This window comes from Methylobacterium ajmalii (genome assembly GCF_016613415.1).
GTDB classification, from domain to species: Bacteria; Pseudomonadota; Alphaproteobacteria; order Rhizobiales; family Beijerinckiaceae; genus Methylobacterium; species Methylobacterium ajmalii.
Genome location: NZ_JACWCT010000129.1, coordinates 29,885 through 50,146 on the forward strand (window position 1 = coordinate 29,885; position 20,262 = coordinate 50,146).

Here is a 20,262-nt window from a genome sequence, read left to right on the forward strand (position 1 = left end):
TTACACTTCTGGCCGTGCCGTCACGCAAGCGTGCGCCGCTCAGGCGTCGGCGTCGTCGGGTTCCTCGGAGCCGTCGAGGTCGCCGAGGCCGTAGCGGCGCATCTTGGCGTAGAAGCCCTGGCGGCTCAGGCCCAGCATCTCGGCCGCCGAGGCGCGGTTGTCGTGGGTGATGCGCAAAGCCGCCTCGATGCACAGCCGCTCGATCAGGTCGGTGGTCTCGCGCACCAGCGCCTTCATCGAGACGCGGCCGACGAGCTCGGTCATGTGCTCGACCGAGCGCGGCAGCTCGCGCCCGCCCGGCAGGCTCCCGGGCATCGCGGCGGCGACGCGCCGGGGCAGGCTGCGCAGGGTGAAGCCGAAGCAGGGCCGGTCGCCCCCCGGCACCGAGACCGCCGCGACCTCGACCTCGTCCACCGCCCCGAACTCGCCCCGCACCACGGTGGCGAAGTGGCGCACCGCGCCGTGCTCGGCGAGCGTCGTGAAGAGCGCCGCGATCTCGGTGCCCTCGCGCCCCAGCCAGCGATCGAGCGATTCGCCCTTGGCCTGGTGCTCGGTGGCGAGCTGGGCGAGGTCGAGGAAGGCGGCGTTGACCCCGATGATGCGACGGTCGCGGTCGGTGACGACGAAGCCCTCGGGCATCGCCTCGATCACGTCGAGCGCCCCCGAGCGCAGGGCCGCCGGGCTCTCGACCGGCGCGAGCGGGCTGAGGCGGACGAGAACGCTCGTCCCCGCCTCCTCGCGGAACAGGGTGGCGGAGACCCGCGCCTCGCCGCGCCGCTGGGCGAGCCGGGCGGCGAGGTCCTCGGCCTGGCCGGTCAGGCGCAGGCCGACGAGCAGCGCCTGGACGGCGCGGGCGCTCTCGGGCTCGAACAGGTCGACGAGGTCGCGCCCGACGACGCGCTTGACCGCCCGGCCGAGCAGGCGGGCGGCGGCCGGGTTGACCTCGCCGATGCGGCGGGTCGCGGCGTCGACGATCAGGATCGGCTCGCCGGCGAGCTGGAACAGCACCCGGTAGCGGGTCTCGGCACCGCGCAGGCGGGCGTAGTCGCGCTCGAGCGCCTGCTGCGAGTCCGTCAGCCGCTGCTGCAGGGCCGAGAGCGCCCGCAGGTCGCGGCCGATCACGATGATGCGGTCGTCGTCGGGCACCCGCAGGGCAGCGTAGCGGATCGGCACGTCGGCGCCGCCCTGCGCCGAGGGGTGGTTGACCTGGCGCCAGCGCGTGACGGCGCCGGGCTCCGCATCCTCGATCAGGCGCAGGACCTTGGGCCGGCTCTCCACCGTCACGGTATCGATCCAGCGCCGCCCGAGCCAGGTCTCGCCGGCCTCCTCGGACAGGCCGTCGGCTCCGAAGGCGGCGTCGCGGATCACCCCGTCGCCGTCGACCACGAGGGACACGTCGCTGGCGGCAGCGACGAGGCTGCCCGTCATCCGGGGATCGAGGCGGGAGACGGCATCTCGAAGCACCGCGAAAGATTCCTTCGCAGCAGGGCTCACGGGTCTGTTCAAGGGCCACCAAAACGCCGGACCGCACCGAACAGGTCTTTCAGCAGGCTCTAATCCGCAGATCAAGCAAGCTTTGCAAGATTCCGGGCGCCTGTCGCGCATCCTCGACAGCCGCGTCGGCGCCGACGAGCCGGATCCGGTCCGGCCGGCCGGCGAAGGCGGGGCCGCCGACGACCACCCGCAGGTCGCGGTTGCGCGAGGCGCGCCGCAGCACCGGGACCGCCAGCGCCAGGCGCTCGACGTGGACGTCGCAGGACAGTGACAGGCCGAGCACGTCGAACCATTCGGCGCGCAGCCGCTCGATCGCGTCGGTGAGGCAGGGCTCGAAGCTCGTCGCCACGTCCCAGCCGGTCTCGCCGAGGAAGTGGGCGGTCAGCGTCAGCCCGAAGGTGTGAGTCTCGCCGGGAGCGGGTGCGAGCAGGACCCGCCGGCTCGCCGGATCGACCGGCCGCGGATCGAGGCAGTGCGTCTCGAGGTCGTGGACGAGGCGGCGCAGGCGGGCCATCGCGGTCGTCACCTGGACGAAGTCGCAGACGTCCTCCTCCCACAGCCGGCCGATATGCCGGGCCGTGGGGGCGAGGAGCCCGGTCAGCACCTCCTCGAGGCTCATGCCCTCGTCGAGGAGGCTGCGGACCTCGGCCAGCACGTCCCGGTCCTCGGGCAGCAGCAGCAGGGTGCCGAGGCGGAGGATGTCGTCGGCCGCGCACGGGCGTGATGAGAGCCGGCGCACCGGGCGCTCGCCGCGATGGGCGAGCATCAGTCGCGGGATGATCTCGGCCTCGACGACCTCGGCGAGGTCGTCGCGCCACCGTAGCCTCCTGCGTACTCCCCCGGAGTTTATTTCGCAGGAAGGCCTGTCGTGAGAAGACCTGTCGTGGAAGGTCTGCTCGCGGGCACCCGTCCTACCGCTGGGCCTGGTGCCGTGCTGCGCTTGATCTCCCACCAGCACCTCCCCGATGCGCAGGAAAACCGGTTCTGCTCGACCTTGTATCGGGTTCTTCTACGCTGGGAGCGCCTTAGGTCGGGTGGCGTCATCCGCTTTCCTTGCAGGATACATCTCCGGCGTGCGGCTGCAAGGCACTTTCGCGAGAGGTTCCGAGGATTGTCACGATCACTAACTGTCAACTTAGGTTGACACTCCGGGCTCGCCGGTCCTAGGCTTCCCTCATCGGCATCCGCGGTCAACGCGGGTCGGCCAGGAGGGCAGGCGCGATGGCGACGTCCACGGATCGGCCGTTTCTCTACAGCGAGGCCGAGCGCCGCCGCCGCGACGCCTCGCCCTGGACCCTGGTCCAGGGCGTGCTCGCCCCGTTGCAATTCGCGGTCTTCCTGGTGAGCCTTGCCCTGGTCTCGCGCACGCTGGCCACCGGCGAGGGCGTGGCGCTTGCCAACGCCTCGGTCGTCGCCAAGACCCTCGCGCTCTACGCCATCATGGTCACCGGCTCCCTGTGGGAGAAGGCGGTGTTCGGGCGCTACCTCTTCGCCCCGGCCTTCTACTGGGAGGACGTGGTGAGCATGCTGGTGCTGGCGCTCCACACCGCCTACCTGGTGGCGCTGGCCACCGGCGCGCTCGCCACCACCGGGCTGATGCTGCTCGCGCTCTCGGCCTACGCCACCTACCTGGTCAATGCCGGCCAGTTCCTGCTCAAGCTGCGGGCGGCCCGCCTGCAGGCACCCGCCTACGCGATGGGGGCGGCGCGATGACGGCGCTGGCGTCCGCTCACCCGTCCGCGGTCCCCTGCGGCCCCGAGATCCGCCACGAGCGCGGCCAGCGGGCGGTCTTCTGCGGGCTCACCGGCATCGTCTGGCTGCACCGCAAGATCCAGGACGCCTTCTTCCTGGTGGTCGGCTCGCGCACCTGCGCGCACCTGATCCAGTCGGCGGCGGGCGTCATGATCTTCGCCGAGCCGCGATTCGCCACCGCGATCATCGAGGAGCGCGACCTCGCCGGCCTCGCCGACGCGCACGAGGAGCTGGACCGCGTCGTGCGCCGCCTGCTGGAGCGCCGGCCCGACATCAGGCTCCTGTTCCTCGTCGGCTCCTGCCCCTCCGAGGTGATCAAGCTCGATCTCGGCCGGGCCGCGACGCGCCTCTCCGGCACCTTCGCGCCCGACGTGCGGGTCTTGAGCTACTCCGGCAGCGGCATCGAGACGACCTTCACCCAAGGGGAAGACGCCTGCCTCGCCGCCCTGGTGCCGGATCTGCCCCGGAGCCAGGATGCCTCCCTCCTCGTCGTCGGGGCGCTGGCCGACGTGGTCGAGGACCAGTTCGCGCGGCTCTTCGGCGATCTCGGCATCGGCAACGTCCGCTTCCTGCCCGGGCGCCGGGCGGCGGACCGGGCGCCGGTCGGCCCGAACACCCGCTACCTCCTCGCCCAGCCCTTCCTCACCGACACCGCCCGGGCGCTGGAGGATCGCGGTGCCGCCCGCATCCCGGCCCCGTTCCCGCTCGGCGCCGAGGGCACGACCCTGTGGCTCTCGGCCGCCGCCCACGCGTTCGGGATCCCGTCCGCCCGCCTCGCCGCGGTCACCGAGGCCGGCCGCGCCCGCGCGGCGCGGGCGCTCGCGGCCCATCGCGACCGGCTCGCCGGCAAGCGGGTGTTCTTCTTCCCCGATTCGCAGCTCGAAGTGCCGCTCGCCCGCTTCCTGTCGCGGGAGATGGGCGCGGCGCTGATCGAGGTCGGCACGCCCTACCTGCATCGCGGCCACCTCGCCGAGGACCTGGCGCTCCTCCCCGACGGCACCCGGGTGACCGAGGGCCAGAGCCTCGACGACCAGCTCGACCGCTGCCGGGCGGCCCGGCCCGACCTGACGATCTGCGGGCTCGGCCTCGCCAACCCGCTCGAGGCCGAGGATCTGGTCACCAAGTGGTCGATCGAGCTCCTGTTCACCCCGATCCAGGGCTACGAGCAGGCCGGCGACCTCGCCGGGCTGTTCACTCGCCCCCTCGCGCGCCGCGCGCGGCTGGAGGGTTGACGCCATGCAGCTCACGCTCTGGACCTACGAGGGGCCTCCCCATATCGGCGCCATGCGGGTCGCCACCGCGATGCGGGGCCTGCACTACGTGCTGCACGCGCCGCAGGGCGACACCTACGCCGACCTGCTCTTCACCATGATCGAGCGGCACGGCGCCCGCCCGCCGGTGACCTACACCACCTTCCAGGCCCGCGACCTCGGGTCCGACACCGCCGAGATCTTCAAGCAGGCGGTCGCCGCCGCCTATGGCCGCTTCCGGCCCCAGGCGATGATCGTCGGCGCCTCCTGCACCGCCGAACTGTTGCAGGACGATCCGGGCGGGCTGTCGAAGGCGCTCGGCCTGCCGATCCCGGTGATCCCGCTGGAGCTGCCCGCCTACCAGAAGAAGGAGAACTGGGGGGCGTCGGAGACTTTCTATCGCCTCGTGCGCACGCTCGCCCCCGCCGCACCCGCCCCGGAGCGGCCCAAGGCCAGCTGCAACATCCTCGGGCCGACCTCGCTCGGATTCCGCCACCGCGACGACCTGCGCGAGGTGCGCGGGCTGCTCGCCGAACTCGGCATCGCCGTCAACGTGGTGGCACCGCTCGGCGCCACGCCGGCCGATCTCGGGCGGCTCGGGCAGGCGGCCTTCAACGTCGTGCTCTATCCGGAGGTGGCCCGCAACGCGGCGCAATGGCTGGAAAAGACCCACGGCCAGCCCTTCGTCGAGACCGCGCCGATCGGCGTGAAGGGCACCACCGCCTTCGTCGAGGCGGTGGCGGCGCTCGCCGGTATCGACCCGGCGCCGGTCCTCGACGGGGAGGGCTCGCGCCTGACGTGGTACGCGCGCTCGGTCGATTCGACCTATCTCACGGGCAAGCGCGTCTTCGTCTTCGGCGACGCCACCCACGCCATCGCGGCGGCCCGGGTCGCGGCGCGCGAGATCGGCTTCTCCGTCGTCGGTCTCGGCACCTATTCGCGCGAATTCGCCCGCGAGGTCCGGGCGGAGGCCGCCGAGCACGGCATCGAGGCGCTGGTCACCGACGATTACCTCGCGGTCGAGGCGGCGATCGCCGCGGCGCAGCCGGAGCTGGTGCTCGGCACCCAGATGGAGCGCCACGTCGCCAAGCGGCTCGGCATCCCCTGCGCGGTGATCTCGGCGCCGATGCACGTCCAGGACGTGCCGGCCCGCCACGCCCCCCAGATGGGGTTCGAGGGCGCGAATGTGCTCTTCGACACCTTCGTCCACCCGCTGATGATGGGGCTGGAAGAGCACCTGTTGGCGATGTTCCGGGACGACCCGGAATTCCATGACGGCGTCGCCCCTTCACATCTCGGCGGAGCGCCGCGCGAGGAGGCCGAGACCGCGGTCGTTGCCGCGCCTGTCACCGCCGCGACGCCGGTGGTCTGGTCGATCGAGGCCGAGCGCGAACTGAAGAAGGTCCCGTTCTTCGTGCGGGGCAAGGCCCGCCACAACACCGAACGCTACGCCCGCGAGCGGGCGCTCCCGCTCATCACCGTCGAGACCCTGTACGATGCCAAAGCGCATTTCAGCCGGTGACGGACCGGGCGCGCTGCCGGAGCTGCGCGTCGTCATCGTCACCCTCGACAACCACCTCGCCGGGGCGGTGGAGCGGGCGCGCCGGGTGCTGGCCGTGAGCGCGCCCGGCCTCGTCCTCGGCTTCCACGCCGCCGCCGAGTGGGAGACCGATCCGTCGGCCGTCGAGGCCTGCCGGGCCGACATCGCCCGGGCCGACATCGTGCTCTCGGCGATGCTGTTCATGGACGAGCACGTCCGGGCGGTGCTCCCCGCGCTGCTCGCTCGCCGCACCGAGTGCGACGCGATGGTGGGCTGCCTCTCGGCCGCCGAGGTGGTGCGCACCACCCGGATGAACCGCTTCGCCATGGACGGCTCGCAGCGCGGCGCGCTCGACTTCCTCAAGCGATTGCGCGGCAAGTCGGGGCCGGGCGGCACGCAAGGGAACGGTGCGCGCCAGATGGCGCTGATCCGCCAGATCCCCCGCATCCTGCGCTTCATCCCGGGCTCGGCCCAGGACGTGCGGGCGTACTTCCTGACGCTGCAATACTGGCTCGCCGGCTCGGACGAGAACGTCGTCAATCTCGTGCGCTTCCTCGCCGGCCGCTACGCCGCCGGCCCGCGCACCGCCTGGCGCCGGCACCTCACGGCGGCCGAGCCGCTGAGCTACCCCGAGACCGGCCTCTACCATCCGCGCCTGGCGGAGCGGGTGACCGAGCGCCTCGACCGGCTGCCGGCCTCCGGCAAGGCCGGCCGGGTCGGGCTCCTGCTGATGCGCTCCTACGTGCTCGCCGGCAACACGGCGCATTACGACGGGGCGATCGCGGCGTTGGAGGCCCGCGGGCTCAGCGTCGTGCCGGCCTTCGCCAGCGGGCTCGACAACCGTCCCGCAGTCGAAAAATTCTTCCTGCGCGACGGCCGGTCGGCGATCGATGCGCTGGTCTCGCTCACCGGTTTCTCCCTCGTCGGAGGTCCGGCCTACAACGACGCCGCCGCCGCGAGCGCGATGCTGGCGCGGCTCGACGTACCCTACCTCGCCGCGCAGGCGGTCGAGTTCCAGACCCTGGAGCAGTGGGAGGCCTCGGCCCGGGGCCTGTCGCCGGTCGAGGCGACCATGATGGTGGCGATCCCCGAACTCGACGGCGCCACCGCCCCGATGGTGTTCGGCGGCCGCTCCGCCGGGGGGAGCGAGTCCCGCGACATGGCGGTGCATCCCGAGCGAACCGCGCGCCTCGCCGAGCGGGTGGCGCGTCTCGTCTCGCTCCGGGCCCGCGCGCGCGCGGAGCGCAAGGTCGCGATCGTCCTGTTCAATTTCCCGCCGAATGCCGGCGCCACCGGCACCGCCGCCTTCCTGTCGGTCTGGGACTCGCTCCACCGCGTGCTCCAGGGCCTGAACGCGGACGGTTATTCCGTCGAGGTGCCCGAAAGCGTCGATGCGTTGCGCGCCCGGGTCCTGGAGGGCAACGCCGCCCGCTTCGGCACGCAGGCCAACGTCGCCCACCGCATCACGGCCGACGACCACGTCCGGCGCGAGGCGCATCTCGCCGAAATCGAGGCGCAGTGGGGCCCGGCGCCGGGCCGGCACCAGAGCGACGGTTCGACGATCCTGGTGCTCGGCGCACATTTCGGAAACGTCTTCGTCGGGGTGCAGCCGGCCTTCGGCTACGAGGGCGACCCGATGCGCCTGCTGTTCGAGCACGGCTTTGCCCCGACCCACGCCTTCTCGGCCTTCTACCGCTACCTGCGCGAGGACTTTTGTGCCGACGCGGTGCTGCATTTCGGCACCCACGGGGCGCTCGAATTCATGCCCGGCAAGCAGACCGGGCTGTCGGCCGCCTGCTGGCCCGAGCGGCTGATCGGGGCTCTTCCCCACGTCTACCTCTACGCCGCCAACAACCCGTCGGAGGGCACGCTGGCCAAGCGCCGGGCCGCCGCGACGCTGGTGAGCTACCTGACCCCGAGCCTCGCCCAGGCCGGGCTCTATCGCGGGCTGATCGACCTCAAGGCGTCGCTCGAGCGCCGCCGTGCCCTGCCGCCGGAAGAGGCCGCGGAGCGGGGCAAGCTCGCGGCGCTCATCCACGGCCAGGCACTCGCCCTCGACCTCGCCGCGGGCGACGGCTGGGGCGAGGACGCGGAAGCGCGCATCGCCGATCTCGCGGTCCGGCTGATCGAGCTCGAACACACCCTGATCCCGCACGGGCTGCACGTGGTCGGGCAGGGGACGCCGCCCGAGGAGCGCATCGACCTGCTCCTGGCGCTCGCCGAATCGGTCCACGGCCTCGCGCCGGATCGCGCCGGCATCGCGCGGCTGGTGGCCGGTGCCACGCCGGAGGAGGCCGCCGGTCCCGGCGCCGCCGACGCGACCCTTGCGGCCTTCCGGGCGCTCGCCGAGACCGACCGGCTGCTCGCCGAGGATCACGAGATCCCGGCCCTGCTGCGCGCCCTCGACGGCCGCTTCGTCGCCCCGGTGGCCGGCGGCGACGTGCTGCGCTCGCCCGCGATCCTGCCGACGGGGCGCAACCTGCACGGTTTCGATCCCTACCGGATCCCGAGCGCCTTCGCCCTCGCCGACGGAAGGGCCCAGGTCGAAAAGCTGCTCGCCCGTCATGCCGCCGATGGCGGCGCCTATCCGGAGAGCATCGCCCTGGTGCTGTGGGGCAGCGACAACCTGAAGAGCGAGGGCGCGCCGGTCGCCCAGGCGCTGGCACTGATGGGCGCCCAGCCCCGCTTCGACGGCTACGGCCGGCTCTGCGGCGCGGTGCTGATCCCGATCGAGGACCTTGGGCGCCCGCGCATCGACGTCGTCGCGACCCTGTCCGGCATCTTCCGCGATCTCCTGCCGCTCCAGACCAAGCTTTTGGCCGAGGCCGCCTGGCTCGCCGCCAGCGCCGACGAGCCGCAGGACATGAACTTCGTGCGCAAGCACGCGCTGGCGCACCAGGCGGCGCAGGGCATCGATCTCGAGACGGCGGCGCTCCGGGTCTTCAGCAACGCGGAGGGGGCCTACGGCGCCAACCTCAACCACCTCGTCGATTCCGGGCGCTGGGAGGACGAGACCGAGCTGTGCGAGACGTTCTCGCGCCGCAAGAGTTTCGCGTACGGCCGCGACGGCCGTCCGGAGCCCCGCCGTGCCCTGATGCAGGCGGTGCTGGCGGGGGTCGATCTCGCCTATCAGAACCTCGATTCGGTCGAGGTCGGCGTGACCAGCGTCGACCATTACTTCGACGGGCTCGGCGGCATGGCCCGCGCCGTGGCGAAGGCCCGGGGGACCTCGGTCCCGGTCTATATCAGCGACCAGACCCGCGGCGAGGGCCGGGTGCGCTCGCTCTCCGAGCAGGTCGCTCTGGAGACCCGCACCCGCATGCTCAACCCGAAATGGGTCGAGGGGATGCTGGGCCACGGCTACGAGGGCGTGCGCCAGATCGACCAGCACCTCACCAACACGGTCGGCTGGTCGGCCACCACCGATCAGGTCGCGCCCTGGATCTACCAGCGCATCACCGAAACTTATGTCCTCGACGAGGCGATGCGCGAGCGCATGGCGGCGCTCAACCCCGCCGCTTCGGCCAAGGTCGCCCACCGCCTGATCGAGGCGCATCGGCGCGGCTTCTGGACCCCAGACCCCGAGACCCGGGCCGCCCTCGACCGGGCCGAGGAGGCTCTCGAGGACCGGCTCGAAGGCATCACCGCGGAGGCTGCCGCATGAACATCGCGATCCGAAACCCCGTCCCCGCCCGACGGGAAGAGGGAAGCCTCCAGGTCGCCCTCGATCCGGACATCCGCATCGAGACCGCCAAGGTCTTCGCCGTCTACGGCAAGGGCGGCATCGGCAAGAGCACGACCTCGTCGAACCTCTCCGTCGCGTTCTCGAAGCTCGGCAAGCGCGTCCTGCAGATCGGCTGCGACCCCAAGCACGATTCGACCTTCACGCTGACGAAGCGCCTGGCGCCCACCGTCATCGATGCCCTGGAGGCGGTGCAGTTCCATTCGGAGGAACTGCGCGTCGAGGACTTCGTGGTCGAGGGATACAACGGCGTGCGCTGCGTCGAGGCGGGAGGCCCGCCGGCCGGCACCGGCTGCGGCGGCTACGTCGTCGGGCAGACGGTGAAGCTCCTGAAGGAGCACCACCTCCTGGAAGATACCGACGTGGTGATCTTCGACGTCCTCGGCGACGTCGTCTGCGGCGGCTTCGCCTCGCCGCTCCAGCACGCCGACCGGGCGCTGATCGTCACGGCGAACGACTTCGATTCGATCTTCGCGATGAACCGGATCGTCGCGGCGATCCACGCCAAGTCGAAGAATTACGGCGTGCGCCTCGGCGGCGTCATCGCCAACCGCTCGGCGAAGACCGACGAGATCGACCGCTTCAACGACGCGGTGGGCTTGAAGCGCCTGGCGCATTTCCAGGATCTCGACGTGGTGCGCCGCTCGCGCCTGAAGAAGGCGACGCTGTTCGAGATGGATCCCTCGCCGGAACTGCTCGCGGTGCAGGCGGAGTACCTGCAACTCGCCGAACAGCTCTGGGCCGGTGTCGATCCGCTTCCGGCGGTGCCGATGAAGGATCGAGACCTCTTCGAATTTCTCGGGTTCGACTGATGACCAGCTCCACCTACGCCGCTCGCCGGGCCCAGCTCGAAACCTATTTCGACCGCACCGCCGTCGAGGCCTGGGCGCGGCTGACCTCCGACGCGCCGGTGAGCCGCATCCGCGCCACCGTGCGCGCCGGCCGCGACGCGATGCGGGCCGAGCTCCTGTCCTGGCTGCCCGCCGACCTCTCGGGCCGGCGCCTGCTCGATGCCGGCTGCGGCACCGGGGCACTCGCCGTCGAGGCGGCCCGGCGCGGCGCCGAGGTCGTGGCGGTGGACGTCTCGCCGAACCTCGTGGAACTGGCCCGCGAGCGCCATGCCGGCCTTCGGCTGTCCGGCCGGCTGCATTTCCAGGTCGGCGACATGCTCGACGACACGCTCGGGCGCTTCGACCACGTCGTGGCGATGGACTCGCTGATCCATTACCGCACCCCCGACATCGTCCGGGCGCTCGCTCGGCTGGCCCGCCGCACCGATGCCTCGGTGCTGTTCACGGTGGCGCCGCGCACCCCGCTGCTCACCGTGATGCACGCCGCCGGCCGGCTCTTCCCCCGCGGCGATCGGGCGCCGGCGATCGAGCCGGTCGGGGAGGGCGCGCTGCGCCGCCGCGTCGCCGCCGAGCCGGGTCTTCAGGGCTTCGCCCTCGCCCGCAGCCGCCGGATCAACTCCGGCTTCTACCTCTCCAACGCCCTGGAGCTGGTGCGCCGATGAGCGCCGCCCGCCGCCTCGCCCGGGTGCTGGCCGATCTCGGGCCCCGCTACCTGCCTTTCGCGGATGCCGCGACCAAGGAGCTGCCGCTCGGCCGGCTCCTGCGCCTGTCGCTGTTCCAGGTCACGGTCGGGATGGCGGCGGTTTTGCTGATCGGCACCCTCAACCGGGTGATGATCGTCGAGCTCGACGTGCCGGCCTGGATCGTCGCCGTGATGCTGGCGCTGCCGCTGCTGGCCGCCCCGTTTCGCGCCCTGGTGGGCTTCCGCTCCGACACCCACCGCTCGGTGCTGGGCTGGCGGCGCGTCCCCTACCTGTGGTTCGGCACGCTGCTGCAATTCGGCGGCTTCGCGATCATGCCGTTCGCGCTCCTGATCCTGTCGGGGGACACGACCGGTCCGATCGTGATCGGGCAGGTGGCGGCGGCGCTCGCCTTCGTGCTCGTCGGCGCGGGCTTGCACACCACGCAGACGGTGGGGCTCGCTCTCGCCACCGATCTCGCACCCGCGCATGCCCGCCCGAAGGTCGTGGCGCTGCTCTGCGCCATGCTGCTCGCCGGCATGATGGCGAGCGCCGTGGTGTTCGGGCTGGCGCTGCACGACTTCTCGGCCATCCGCCTGATCCAGGTGATCCAGGGCGCGGCGCTGGCGACGCTCATCCTCAACGGCATCGCCCTATGGAAGCAGGAGCCGCGCGACACCTCCCGCAAGTCGGTGCCGGCGCGCCGCTTCGCCGAGGCCTGGGAGGCCTACGCGGCCCAGCCGCAGGCGCGCCGCCGCCTCATCGCCACCGGTCTCGGCACGGCGGGGTTCAGCATGCAGGACATCCTGCTCGAGCCCTATGGCGGCCAGATCCTGCACCTGCCGGTCGCGGCGACCACCGCGCTCACCGCATTGCTCGCCGTCGGCGGCGGGATCGGGCTGCTGACGGCCGCGCGCTGGCTCAACCGCGGCGGCGATCCGTTCCGGGTCGCGGCGGCCGGCGCGGTCGTCGGCATCGCGGCCTTCTCGGCGGTGGTCTTCGCCGCCCCTCTCGGCTCCGGCGGGCTCTTCGCCTGCGGCGTCGCGCTGATCGGGCTGGGCGGCGGGCTCTTCGCCCACGGCACGCTGACCGCCTCGATGGCCGGGGCGGCCCCTGAGCAGTCCGGCCTCGCCCTCGGCGCCTGGGGGGCCGTGCAGGCGACGGCGGCCGGCGCCGCCATCGCGGCGAGCGGCATCCTGCGCGACGCGGGCTCGGCGCTCGCAGTCTCGGGCCGCCTCGGCGAGGCGATGTCCGAGGCCTCCACCGGCTACCTCGTCGTCTACCACATCGAGATCGGGCTCCTGTTCGCCACCCTGGTGGCGATCGGTCCGCTGGTGCGCCGGCCCGCTCTTCCCCCGCTCTCCGCCCGTCCGGCTCTGTCCTAGAAGGAGGCCGTCATGCCCAAGGGTGCCCTCACGAGCTATCTCGACGTCGCGCAAGTGGTGCTCTACGCGTTCTGGATCTTCTTTGCCGGCCTGGTCTTCTACCTGCGCCGCGAGGATCGCCGGGAAGGCTACCCGCTCGAATCCGAGGTCCATGGCGGCCTGAAAGGGTGGGACTGGCTGTTCGTGCCGTCCCCCAAGACCTTCCTGCTCGCCGACGGCTCGGCCGTGCTGGCGCCGCGTCCGCACGAGGGCCCGGTCGGCGAGCTCAAGGCGGTCAAGCTCGAGCCCTGGCCCGGCGCCCCGATCGTCCCGACCTCGACGGACGATTCGCGGCTCGCCGACGGCGTCGGCCCGGGTGCCTACGCGCTGCGCGCCGAGCGGCCAGACCTGACCTGGGAGGGCAAGACCCGCATCGTACCGATGCGCGTCGCCGACGAGTTCACGGTCTCGGCGGACGATCCCGATCCCCGCGGCATGCCGGTCTACGGCGCCGACCGCGTGCTCGCCGGCACCGTCACGGAGATCTGGGTCGATCGCGGCGAATCGCTGCCGCGCTACTACGAGATGGAACTGGAGGGCGCCCGCGACCGCACCGTGCTGATCCCGGTGACCTTCGCGGACGTGCAGCGCTTCAGCCGGCACAAGAAGATCATCGTCGAGGCGCTCCTCGCCCGCCAGTTCGCCGGCGTGCCGCCGCACCGCGACCCCGACAGCATCACCCTTCGGGAGGAGGAGCGGGTCATCGCCTATTACGGCGCCGGCACGCTCTACGCCACCGACGATCGCCAAGAACCGCTGTTGTGACAGGAGCCGCTGCTGTGACGGATCTGCTGCCCCACGGGCTGCCCGGCCCGCTGCCGAAGGGCGAGCGCCTGCTGTGGCAGGGCCGCCCGGCTCTCGTCAGCCTGGCGCGCCGCGCCTTCCACGTCGACCTCGTGGCGCTGTATTTCGGCGGGCTCGCGGGTTTCCAGGCCTATTCCTCCGGTCGGGTCTCGGCGGCCTGGCCGGTGCTGCTCGCCGGTGCCCTGGCGCTGGTGATCCTGTTCGCGCTCGCCTGGGGCACCTGCCGCACCACGGTCTACACCTTGACCGACAGGCGGCTGATGCTGCGCATCGGCATCGCGCTCCAGATGGACGTCAACCTGCCATTGAAGGAGATCGAGGGCGCCGCCTTCCATCGCTTCGGCGACGCCAGCGGCGACCTGCCGCTGCGCCTCAAGCCCGGCGTGCGGCTCGCCTACCTGCATCTCTGGCCCCACGCCCGGCCCTGGCGCCTGACCCGGCCCGAGCCGATGCTGCGCTGCGTGCCGGAGGCCGAGGCGGTGGCCAAGCGCATCGCCACGGCGCTGGCCGAGGCGAGCGGCCAGCCCGTCCAGGCGCTCCCGCCGGCACCCGCCGCCAGCCCCGTCCTGCCCGGCCGCCTCGCGGCCGCGGGCCACTAGGGAGAGGGTGATGGCGCACGACATCCCGATACCCCGGCCGCTCCTGCGCAATGCCGGCCTCCTCGTCGCCTTCTCGCTCGCCGCCGTGGCGGTCGGGCGCTTCGGCGGCGTCGGGATCACCCAGATGCCGCCGGCGCTCGCCGTCCAGGTCCTCGACCTCGCGGTCGAGGACCGGCCGGACGGCCGCGTTTCCCTGCGCAACGCCGGGAGCGGGCGCCTCGTCGCCGAGGTGCAGCCCGGCGAGGACGGCTTCCTGCGCGCGACCCTGCGGGTGATGGCCCAGGCCCGCCTGCGCGAGGGCCTGCCCCGCGACCCGCCGTTCCGGCTCACCCGCTGGGACAACGGCACGCTGACCCTCGACGACGTCGCATCGGGCCGGCGGATCAACCTCGAGGCCTTCGGGCTCGACAACGCGGTCGCCTTCGCGCGGCTGCTCGAACAGGGGAGGGGCGCATCGTGATGCAGTGGCTGAGCGGCAAACGCCGCATCGAGGTGCCGTGCACGGTCGAGATCGAGCAGACGGCCGAGAGCCTGCACGCCCACGTCACGCTGGACGGCGGGCTCCTGATCGCCCCGGGCGACGAGGTGACGGTGCACGACGCCCCCACCTCCGTGCCCTACGGCGACCGGATCGTGGTGCGCCGTACCGCCACCGTGGTGCGCGCCGGCGCCATCGAGCGCCTGTGGACCCGCATCGCGGGCCATTTCGAACTCACCGAACTCTACGAAGTCAGCTTCTCGGAAAGGACGCGGCTATGAGCGCGACGACCCTGAAGACCCCGAACGAGAGCACCAAGTCGGCCCAGGAAACCACGTTCCTGAGTCCGCGCTTCTACACCACCAACTTCGAGGAGCTCGACCGCACGAATGTCGAGCCGGTGCGGGCCGAGTGGGACGTGCTCCTCGCCGAGATGCGCTCGGACCCCAACAAGCGCCACTTCGTGCGCAATTCCGACTTCGACCTCGACCTGTCGGGCCTCGACCCGGAGCTGCGCAAGGAATTCCTCGACTTCCTCGTCTCGTCGATCACCGCCGAGTTCTCGGGCTGCGTGCTCTACGCCGAGATGCGCAAGCGCGCCAAGAACAAGGACATCCGCGAGCTCTTCGCCTTCATGAGCCGCGACGAGGCGCGCCACGCCGGCTTCATCAACGACACGCTGAAGGATTTCGGCGTCGGCATCGATCTCGGCTTCCTCACGAAGGCCAAGAAGTACACCCATTTCCGGCCGAAATTCATCTTCTACGCGACCTACCTGTCGGAGAAGATCGGTTACGCCCGCTACATCACGATCTTCCGCCACCTCGAGCGTAATCCGGACAACCGCTTCCACCCGATCTTCAAGTGGTTCGAGAAGTGGTGCAACGACGAGTTCCGCCACGGCGAAGCATTCGCGCTCCTGATGCGGGCGAACCCCAAGCTCCTCACCGGCATCAACTACTACTGGATCAAGTTCTTCCTGCTCGCCGTGTTCTGCACGATGTACGTGCGCGACCAGTGCCGGCCGGCCTTCCACAAGGCGCTCGGGATCGACCCGAAGGAGTACGACTTCCAGGTCTTTGCCATCACCTCCGAGATCTCGCGCCAGGTCTTTCCGCTTACCCTCGATCTCGACAATCCGGGCTTCCGGGCAGGCCTCGAACGCCTGCTCACCTGTGCCCGCGGCATCGAGGAGGCCAAGGCGCAGGGCGGCCTGATCGGCAGGATCAAGCATGCCGGCCACGCCGCCAGGGCGGCCCTGGCTTTCGGCCGGCTGATGGTGATGCCGGCGAAGGCCAACCCGATGCCAGCGCAGATCCGCCTCAGCCCCGCCTGGTAGCGCCCGCATGTCCGACTACGCCGCGCCCATCCTCTATGCCGTCGTGATCTGGTGGTTTTTGACCGGGGCGATCCTCTGGCTGAACCACCGGCCGCGCCGCACCCATGCCTGGAGCTTCGGCGCGACGACCGTGGCGCTCTTCGGAGCGCTGTGGGTGATCGGCTGGAGCACCAACCAGGAGAGCGAGGCGGGGGCCTACGCGGCCTTCACGGCGGCCCTGATCGTCTGGGGCTGGCAGGAGATGGCCTTCTACATGGGCTATGTCGCCGGCCCCCGGCGCACCCCGGGCGTTCCCACCGACCGGGGGCTCGCCCGGTTCGGCGCGGCCGCCGCGACCAACCTCTGGCACGAGGCGGCGATCATCCTCGGCTTTGCCGCCATCGCCTGGCTCACGGCGGGCGGACCGAACCGGATGGCGCTCTGGACCTACCTGGTGCTGTGGGGGATGAACCTCAGCGCCCGGCTCAACCTGTTCCTCGGCGTGCGCAACCTTCATGCCGAGTTCCTGCCCGAACACCTTCGTTACCTCGGCAGCTTCTTCCGTCGCGCGCCGATGAACGCGCTGTTTCCGGTGGCGATGATCCTCGCCACCGGCTTCCTGCTGGTGCTGCTCCACCCCGCCGTCACCGAGAGCGCCTCGGCCTTCAAGCGCTCCGGCCACACCATGATGGCGACCCTGATGGCGCTCGCCATTTTGGAGCACGGCTTCCTGATGCTGCCCTTGCCCTCCGCCGCGCTCTGGGGCTGGGGGCTGCCCGCCCGCCGCCCCGGGGCCGACGCCGCGCCGTGACCACCGAAAGAAACCGACCACAAGAACACCGCACGAGGGGACGCCCGATGGACTACGAAGCGCACTTCTCCGCCGCTCTCCAGGGTCTGCACCGCGAGGGCCGCTACCGGGTCTTCACCGATCTGGAGCGGCAGGCCGGCCGGTTCCCCTACGCCACCCAGCACGGCGCCCACGGCACCCGCGAGGTGACCGTGTGGTGCTCGAACGACTATCTCGGCATGGGCCAGCACCCGGCGGTGACCGGCGCCATGCACGAGGCGATCGACCGCTGCGGCGCCGGCGCGGGCGGCACCCGCAACATCTCGGGCACCAACCACTACCACGTGCTCCTCGAGCAGGAGCTCGCCGACCTGCACGGCAAGGAGGCGTCCCTCCTCTTCACCTCGGGCTACGTCTCGAACTGGGCCGGGCTCGGCACCCTCGCCTCGAAGCTGCCGGGCTGCGTCGTGTTCTCCGACGAGGGCAACCACGCCTCGATGATCGAGGGCATCCGCTCGAGCCGGGCCGAGCGCCACATCTTCCGTCACAACGATCCCGACGACCTCGACCGCAAGCTCCGTCTCGTCGATCCGAAGCTCCCGAAGCTCGTCGCCTTCGAATCGGTCTACTCGATGGACGGCGACATCGCGCCGATCGCCGAACTCTGCGACGTGGCCGAGGCGCACGGCGCCATGACCTATCTCGACGAGGTCCACGCCGTCGGCCTCTACGGGCCCCGCGGCGGCGGCATCGCCGAGCGCGAGGGGCTGATGCACCGGCTCACGGTGATCGAGGGTACGCTCGGCAAGGCCTTCGCGGTCTCGGGCGGCTACATCGCGGCCTCGACCGCGCTCTGCGACTTCGTGCGCAGCTTCGCCTCGGGCTTCATCTTCACCACCTCGCTGCCGCCGGCCATCGCGGCGGGCGCGGCGGCGAGCATCCGCCACCTCAAGGCGAGCGGCGCGGAGCGCGCCCGCCACCAGGACCGCGTCGCCGCGGTGCGCCGGCGGCTGTCGGCCATCGGCATCCCGCTCCTCGACAATCCGAGCCACATCGTGCCGGTGATGGTCGGCGATCCCGTACTGTGCAAGCAGATCAGCGATACGCTGCTCGACGAGTTCGGCATCTACGTCCAGCCGATCAACTACCCGACGGTGGCCCGCGGCACCGAGCGCCTGCGGATCACGCCCTCGCCGCTGCACAGCGACGCCGACATCGATCACCTGGCCCTGGCGCTCGGAACGATCTGGGGCCGGATCGGGCTCGCCCGGGCGGCGTGAGACGCGACATCTGAACCCTCCCCCCTCTGCAGGGGAGGGTTCTCTACGCGCGACCGTCTCGGCTACTCGATCGGTAGCGTGTGTCTCTGTCAGAAAAAATAGCCGTCAATTTCATTAGACAATCGCGACGTCCCGGCCGATCCTGCCCGTACTCCATCCGCGAGGACCCGCACCGTGGCCCCCACCCAATCGGCCCTGTCCCGGCGGGCGTCCAAGCCGGGCTTCCCGAAGCCGACCGTCGTGGATTCCGCCGCTCTCGCCGAGGCCGGACCGCGCCCGGCCTATCCGTTCGCGGCCATCGTCGGGCAGGAGGCGATGCGCCGCGCGCTCCTCGTCTCGGCGGTCGATCCGGCGGTCGGCGGGGTGCTGGTCTTCGGCGACCGCGGTACCGGCAAGTCCACCGCCGTGCGGGCGCTCGCCGCCCTGCTGCCGCCGATGCGGGCGGTGGCGGGCTGCCCCTATGCCTGCGATCCGGTCGAGGCCGCGGCGATGTGCCAGGCCTGCGCCGCCCGCCGGGGGCAGGGCCTCGCGGTGAGGACCGTGCCGGTGCCGGTGGTCGACCTGCCGCTCGGCGCCACCGAGGACCGGGTCGTCGGGGCGCTCGACATCGGCCGGGCGCTCGGGGCCGGCGAGAAGGCGTTCGAGCCGGGGCTGCTCGCCCGCGCCAATCGCGGCTTCCTCTATATCGACGAGGTCAATCTGCTCGAGGACCACCTCGTCGACCTGCTGCTCGACGTGGCGGCGTCCGGGGTCAACACCGTCGAGCGCGAGGGCCTGAGCCTGCGCCACCCGGCGCGCTTCGTCCTCGTCGGCAGCGGCAACCCGGAGGAGGGCGAATTGCGCCCGCAGCTCCTCGACCGCTTCGGGCTCGCCGTCACCGTGACGACGCCGACCGATCTTCCCACCCGTATCGCCATCGTGCGCCGGCGCGACGCCTACGAGCGCGACCCCGCCGCCTTCGCGGCCGAGTGGGCGGGCGAGGAAGCACGGCTGTCGGGCCAGATCCTGGCGGCGCGGGCGCACCTGCCGGAGGTCGCGGTGCCGGACGCGATCCTGGAGGCGGCGGCCCGGCTGTGCCTGGCGCTCGGCACCGACGGGTTGCGCGGCGAGCTGACCCTGATGCGCACCGCCCGGGCGCTGGCGAGCCTCGACGGCGCGGCGACCGTCACCCTCGATCACCTGCGCGAGGTCGCCCCGAGCGCCCTGGGCCACCGCCTGCGCCGCAACCCCCTCGACGAGGCCGGCTCCGAGGCGCGGATCGCCCGCGCCCTCGCCGAGGTCGTCGGGTGAGCGCCAGCCCCGACGCGACCTGGCTCCAGGCCTGCCGCGCGGCGGCGCTCCTCGCCCTCGATCCCGCAGGCACCGGGGTCGTGCTGCGGGCCCGGCCCGGCCCGGTGCGGGAGGCCTGGCTCGACCGGCTGCGCGCCCTCCTTCCCGCCGGCGCACCGGTGACGCGCCTGCCGGCGGGCATCGCCGACGACGCTCTCCTCGGCGGGCTCGACCTGCCGGCCACCCTGCGGACCGGACGCCCGGTGGCGCAGGCGGGCCTGCTCGCCCGCAGCGACGGCGGCGTGGTGCTGGTGCCGATGGCCGAGCGGCTGGCGCCCGGCACCGCTGCGCGGATCGCCCAGGGGCTCGATGCCGGCGCCGTCGAGGTCGCGCGCGACGGCGTCGCGACCCGTTGCCCGGCCCGCTTCGGCCTCGTGCTCCTCGACGAGGGGGAGGGCGACGACGAGGCCGTGCCGGCCGGCCTCGCCGACCGGATCGCCCTCCATCTCGACCTCGACGCGGTGCCCGTCGGTGCGCTGACGGCCGCCCTACCGCTCCGCGACCTTGCGGCTGCCCGTGCCGCCGACCCCGATACCCCGCCCGACGCGTCCGAAACCCTCTGCGCCCTCGCGACGCGCCTCGGGATCGCCTCGTTGCGCGCACCGCTCCTCGCCCTGCGCGTCGCGCGGCTGCACGCGGCCCTGGAGGGCCGCGCGGTGGGCGAGGCCGACCTCGCCGCCGCGGCCGCCCTCGTGCTCGCCCCCCGCGCCCGGGCCTGGCCGCAGGAGGAGGAGCAGGACGAGCGGACGGGAGAGGACGCGCCGCCCGCCGAAGAGGCCGAGGGCGACGACGACCGGCACGAGGGCCGGCAGGAAGGTGAGGACCGTCTCCTCGCCGCGGTCGCCGCCAGCCTGCCGCCCGGCCTCCTCGCGCGCGTGCTCGCCGGGGACGGACCGCGCATCCGCAGCGCCGGTGCCGGCCGCGCCGGGGC

17 protein-coding genes and 1 pseudogene are annotated in these 20,262 nt (G+C 72.1%); 16 read left to right on the top strand and 2 right to left on the bottom strand.

What is annotated here, in order from left to right; genetic code table 11:
* Positions 1–39: 39 nt before the first annotated feature.
* Together ppsR and HPY23_RS24375 are read right to left on the bottom strand one after the other, a co-directional pair.
* Positions 40–1,464, bottom strand: coding sequence for a transcriptional regulator PpsR (gene ppsR, locus HPY23_RS24370; protein ID WP_060845445.1), 1,425 nt, complete (start codon positions 1,462–1,464; stop codon positions 40–42).
* 79 nt (positions 1,465–1,543) lie between these two features.
* Positions 1,544–2,260 (bottom strand): cobalamin B12-binding domain-containing protein, encoded by a 717-nt coding sequence (locus HPY23_RS24375; RefSeq protein ID WP_091883171.1) that lies wholly within the window; start codon positions 2,258–2,260, stop codon positions 1,544–1,546.
* A 455-nt stretch (positions 2,261–2,715) separates the two neighbouring features.
* On the opposite strand from HPY23_RS24375, the gene bchF reads away from it, so the two are divergent.
* The 16 genes and pseudogenes from bchF to bchD all read left to right on the top strand — a co-directional run.
* Complete coding sequence (gene bchF / locus HPY23_RS24380; RefSeq protein WP_060845447.1) at positions 2,716–3,207, top strand: 2-vinyl bacteriochlorophyllide hydratase; 492 nt, start codon at positions 2,716–2,718, stop codon at positions 3,205–3,207.
* Positions 3,204–4,478 carry a ferredoxin:protochlorophyllide reductase (ATP-dependent) subunit N gene (locus HPY23_RS24385; RefSeq protein WP_091883174.1) on the top strand — a complete coding sequence of 425 codons (1,275 nt, stop codon included), beginning with the start codon at positions 3,204–3,206 and terminating at the stop codon, positions 4,476–4,478. The genes bchF and HPY23_RS24385 overlap by 4 nt, the downstream gene beginning before the upstream one ends.
* Positions 4,479–4,482: 4 nt before the next feature.
* Positions 4,483–6,018 (top strand): ferredoxin:protochlorophyllide reductase (ATP-dependent) subunit B, encoded by a 1,536-nt coding sequence (gene bchB / locus HPY23_RS24390; RefSeq protein WP_200601641.1) that lies wholly within the window; start codon positions 4,483–4,485, stop codon positions 6,016–6,018.
* Positions 5,993–9,700, top strand: a complete 3,708-nt coding sequence (locus HPY23_RS24395; RefSeq protein ID WP_091883178.1) for a magnesium chelatase subunit H — start codon at positions 5,993–5,995, stop codon at positions 9,698–9,700. The genes bchB and HPY23_RS24395 overlap by 26 nt, the downstream gene beginning before the upstream one ends.
* Positions 9,697–10,590, top strand: coding sequence for a ferredoxin:protochlorophyllide reductase (ATP-dependent) iron-sulfur ATP-binding protein (gene bchL, locus HPY23_RS24400; RefSeq protein ID WP_048451562.1), 894 nt, complete (start codon positions 9,697–9,699; stop codon positions 10,588–10,590). The genes HPY23_RS24395 and bchL overlap by 4 nt, the downstream gene beginning before the upstream one ends.
* Positions 10,590–11,291, top strand: a complete 702-nt coding sequence (gene bchM / locus HPY23_RS24405) for a magnesium protoporphyrin IX methyltransferase (protein ID WP_091883181.1) — start codon at positions 10,590–10,592, stop codon at positions 11,289–11,291. The genes bchL and bchM overlap by 1 nt, the downstream gene beginning before the upstream one ends.
* Positions 11,288–12,694: an MFS transporter gene (locus tag HPY23_RS24410; RefSeq protein WP_091883184.1), complete on the top strand. Its 1,407-nt coding sequence runs from the start codon at positions 11,288–11,290 to the stop codon at positions 12,692–12,694. Before bchM ends, HPY23_RS24410 begins: the two co-directional genes overlap by 4 nt.
* A gap of 12 nt (positions 12,695–12,706) precedes the next feature.
* Positions 12,707–13,498 carry a photosynthetic reaction center subunit H gene (gene puhA / locus HPY23_RS24415; protein WP_091883187.1) on the top strand — a complete coding sequence of 264 codons (792 nt, stop codon included), beginning with the start codon at positions 12,707–12,709 and terminating at the stop codon, positions 13,496–13,498.
* A 14-nt stretch (positions 13,499–13,512) separates the two neighbouring features.
* Positions 13,513–14,136, top strand: a complete 624-nt coding sequence (gene puhB / locus HPY23_RS24420) for a photosynthetic complex putative assembly protein PuhB (RefSeq protein WP_244533421.1) — start codon at positions 13,513–13,515, stop codon at positions 14,134–14,136.
* 10 nt (positions 14,137–14,146) lie between these two features.
* A complete protein-coding gene (gene puhC, locus HPY23_RS24425) occupies positions 14,147–14,596 on the top strand; it encodes a photosynthetic complex assembly protein PuhC (protein WP_060845456.1) in 450 nt (149 codons plus the stop codon).
* Positions 14,596–14,895 carry a hypothetical protein gene (locus tag HPY23_RS24430; RefSeq protein ID WP_060845457.1) on the top strand — a complete coding sequence of 100 codons (300 nt, stop codon included), beginning with the start codon at positions 14,596–14,598 and terminating at the stop codon, positions 14,893–14,895. The genes puhC and HPY23_RS24430 overlap by 1 nt, the downstream gene beginning before the upstream one ends.
* Positions 14,892–15,953, top strand: a complete 1,062-nt coding sequence (gene acsF, locus HPY23_RS24435) for a magnesium-protoporphyrin IX monomethyl ester (oxidative) cyclase (protein ID WP_091883194.1) — start codon at positions 14,892–14,894, stop codon at positions 15,951–15,953. Before HPY23_RS24430 ends, acsF begins: the two co-directional genes overlap by 4 nt.
* Before the next feature lie 7 nt (positions 15,954–15,960).
* The gene (puhE, locus tag HPY23_RS24440) at positions 15,961–16,743 is read left to right on the top strand and encodes a putative photosynthetic complex assembly protein PuhE (protein ID WP_091883197.1); all 783 of its coding nucleotides are present in this window, start codon (positions 15,961–15,963) and stop codon (positions 16,741–16,743) included.
* A gap of 47 nt (positions 16,744–16,790) precedes the next feature.
* Complete coding sequence (gene hemA / locus HPY23_RS24445) at positions 16,791–18,002, top strand: 5-aminolevulinate synthase (RefSeq protein WP_091883199.1); 1,212 nt, start codon at positions 16,791–16,793, stop codon at positions 18,000–18,002.
* A gap of 315 nt (positions 18,003–18,317) precedes the next feature.
* Positions 18,318–19,292: a magnesium chelatase ATPase subunit I gene (bchI, locus tag HPY23_RS24450; RefSeq protein WP_236012582.1), complete on the top strand. Its 975-nt coding sequence runs from the start codon at positions 18,318–18,320 to the stop codon at positions 19,290–19,292.
* Positions 19,289–20,262 (top strand): annotated as a pseudogene (gene bchD / locus HPY23_RS24455) (magnesium chelatase subunit D); the annotation flags it as partial. The gene bchI and the pseudogene bchD, both read left to right, overlap by 4 nt.

What these genes read in the sequence shown, in the direction of transcription:
- HPY23_RS24375 (WP_091883171.1), bottom strand. Translation starts at nt 2,260, where the DNA reads ATGCTCGCCCATCGCGGCGAGCGCCCGGTGCGCCGGCTCTCATCACGC.
- bchF (WP_060845447.1), top strand. Translation starts at nt 2,716, where the DNA reads ATGGCGACGTCCACGGATCGGCCGTTTCTCTACAGCGAGGCCGAGCGC.
- HPY23_RS24385 (WP_091883174.1), top strand. Translation starts at nt 3,204, where the DNA reads ATGACGGCGCTGGCGTCCGCTCACCCGTCCGCGGTCCCCTGCGGCCCC.
- bchB (WP_200601641.1), top strand. Translation starts at nt 4,483, where the DNA reads ATGCAGCTCACGCTCTGGACCTACGAGGGGCCTCCCCATATCGGCGCC.
- HPY23_RS24395 (WP_091883178.1), top strand. Translation starts at nt 5,993, where the DNA reads ATGCCAAAGCGCATTTCAGCCGGTGACGGACCGGGCGCGCTGCCGGAG.
- bchL (WP_048451562.1), top strand. Translation starts at nt 9,697, where the DNA reads ATGAACATCGCGATCCGAAACCCCGTCCCCGCCCGACGGGAAGAGGGA.
- bchM (WP_091883181.1), top strand. Translation starts at nt 10,590, where the DNA reads ATGACCAGCTCCACCTACGCCGCTCGCCGGGCCCAGCTCGAAACCTAT.
- HPY23_RS24410 (WP_091883184.1), top strand. Translation starts at nt 11,288, where the DNA reads ATGAGCGCCGCCCGCCGCCTCGCCCGGGTGCTGGCCGATCTCGGGCCC.
- puhA (WP_091883187.1), top strand. Translation starts at nt 12,707, where the DNA reads ATGCCCAAGGGTGCCCTCACGAGCTATCTCGACGTCGCGCAAGTGGTG.
- puhC (WP_060845456.1), top strand. Translation starts at nt 14,147, where the DNA reads ATGGCGCACGACATCCCGATACCCCGGCCGCTCCTGCGCAATGCCGGC.
- HPY23_RS24430 (WP_060845457.1), top strand. Translation starts at nt 14,596, where the DNA reads ATGCAGTGGCTGAGCGGCAAACGCCGCATCGAGGTGCCGTGCACGGTC.
- acsF (WP_091883194.1), top strand. Translation starts at nt 14,892, where the DNA reads ATGAGCGCGACGACCCTGAAGACCCCGAACGAGAGCACCAAGTCGGCC.
- puhE (WP_091883197.1), top strand. Translation starts at nt 15,961, where the DNA reads ATGTCCGACTACGCCGCGCCCATCCTCTATGCCGTCGTGATCTGGTGG.
- hemA (WP_091883199.1), top strand. Translation starts at nt 16,791, where the DNA reads ATGGACTACGAAGCGCACTTCTCCGCCGCTCTCCAGGGTCTGCACCGC.
- bchI (WP_236012582.1), top strand. Translation starts at nt 18,318, where the DNA reads ATGCGCCGCGCGCTCCTCGTCTCGGCGGTCGATCCGGCGGTCGGCGGG.